The organism is Mesorhizobium sp. M7A.F.Ca.AU.002.02.1.1 (genome assembly GCF_003998535.1).
In the GTDB taxonomy this organism is placed as follows: domain Bacteria; phylum Pseudomonadota; class Alphaproteobacteria; order Rhizobiales; family Rhizobiaceae; genus Mesorhizobium; species Mesorhizobium ciceri.
The window spans coordinates 1-1,625 of sequence record NZ_RZPB01001074.1 but is presented as its reverse complement, the minus strand read 5'-3'; the positions used below and the strand labels follow the sequence as shown (position 1 = coordinate 1,625).

General features: G+C 64.1%; 2 protein-coding genes. Both read right to left on the bottom strand.

Going from position 1 to position 1,625, the window contains the following annotated elements:
* Positions 1 to 876: DUF3137 domain-containing protein (locus tag EN879_RS35135; RefSeq protein WP_164774807.1), on the bottom strand; the 876-nt coding region annotated here is incomplete at its 3' end.
* An 83-nt stretch (positions 877 to 959) separates the two neighbouring features.
* Positions 960 to 1,625, bottom strand: a 666-nt coding sequence (locus EN879_RS35130; RefSeq protein ID WP_206521072.1) for a CapA family protein, incomplete at its 5' end; no start/stop codon positions are given.

Sequence of the window (1,625 nt, the reverse complement as noted above, 5' to 3'; positions counted from 1 at the left end):
CATCGGCGCGACATGCCTGCTGTAGTCGAGCGGCACCGAAATATCCGGCAGCTCGAAGAAGTTCTTCGTCTGCGGCAACAGTAGGAAACCATCGCTGCCGTTGAGCGCGACGCGGGCTGGGTCGTCCGGCCAGGTTTCGCCAAGCCATTTCAGCGCCTGCGCCAGCCGGCCGCTCACCAATGGCTGTGCCGCCCCGAGATTGTCGGTGCGGAACTCGTAGGCGGCATCGAGCAAAGCATCGCCGCTGGACAGCTCTTGCAGCTTGCTGGCAAATATGCCGCGAAAGAAGCTGATCACCGCGTTGGTCCGCCGCGTCGCCACCAATATGCCGGGAAACGGCGCGATGGTCTCGAAAGCGACGATGACGCCCTGGAAGGCGGTCGAGGAGCCCTTGCCCGACCCTTCCCGCAGATGCGCCTCGTACAGTTCGAACGGAAACCCCTCATAGCGGCCCGCCACGATGTCGTCGAACGCCTGCCGGTTGAACGGACCAACCGCCGTGCGCGGCAACCGGTCGAAGGAATTCGGCGTCACGCCATGCTGGTAGCGCATGTCGGCGATGAAGCCGAATATGATCGGCAGCAGCGTCTCGCGGAACGATTGCTGCAGCCGCGTCGCCGGTTTCCTGGCCTGGAAATAGAGCAGGATCGAAGCCGCGAAGCCGATCACATAGAGAAATACATGCGGCGTCGAGACCCATTGCTCGTTGGGGTCGGCGACCTTGTTGAACAGCCAGGCGACCAGCACCACGGCCACCAGCACCAGCCCCACGAACACCGGCACCCGCCAGCGCACCTGCCGGACCGCCGAAGCCCTCGCCGCTTCATAGGCCTCGATGTCTTTTCGGATGCCGGCGATGACCGTTTCGCTCGGCATGAAATCCGCTGATTCCACCGCTACCCCCGCAATCCTGCCTCTGCGGGAGCATGATAGTTGGTTTTGCAAGGGCCGCCAGATGGTTAAGCGGGAACGCCTTCATCGGTTGGTGGAGAAGGGAAGACCGCTTTCAGTCGCTCCGCGACCCTGTCACGCATTCGGCCCTCCAAAGCCTCCATCAACACCAGCCGCTCGTGGTCGCCAGCGCGCAGGCGCATGAAGGGATGCATCCGGTAAGACGCGATCCTGCCGCGCGTACCGGCATCGGCACTGACATCGACAACGAGGATAGAGCCGATGCGGCCCGGCCATGGCTGCCGGGCAAAGGCGGTACCGAGGAAATCGCCGAGCCCATAGGCGACGATCGTCCCGTCAATCTTTTCCACCGGCTGCACGACATGGGCATGATGGCCCGCGATCAGCCCGGCGCCCTGCCCGGCCAGCCGCCTGGCCAGCGCTCGCGTCCCGTCGCGCGGAAAATGTCGGAACTCCCAGTCCCAATGCGGCACGGCGCAGAGAAGGTCCAAGCCAGCGGGTGGCCAGCTCGCCGGATCGCTGTCCATCGAAACGCGCCCGGCAAACAGTTTTTCATCGGCGTTCCGCCACAGCGTGAAGGCGGCGAAGCCGATATCAAGCGATCCAACCTGAATCGGCACAACCGGACCGTCGGCCAGGCCGATCGTGCGGATGCCGAGCCGCAGCAACGCCGCGATTGTCTCGTCGAAACCGGCGATGCCCTGATCCAGCAC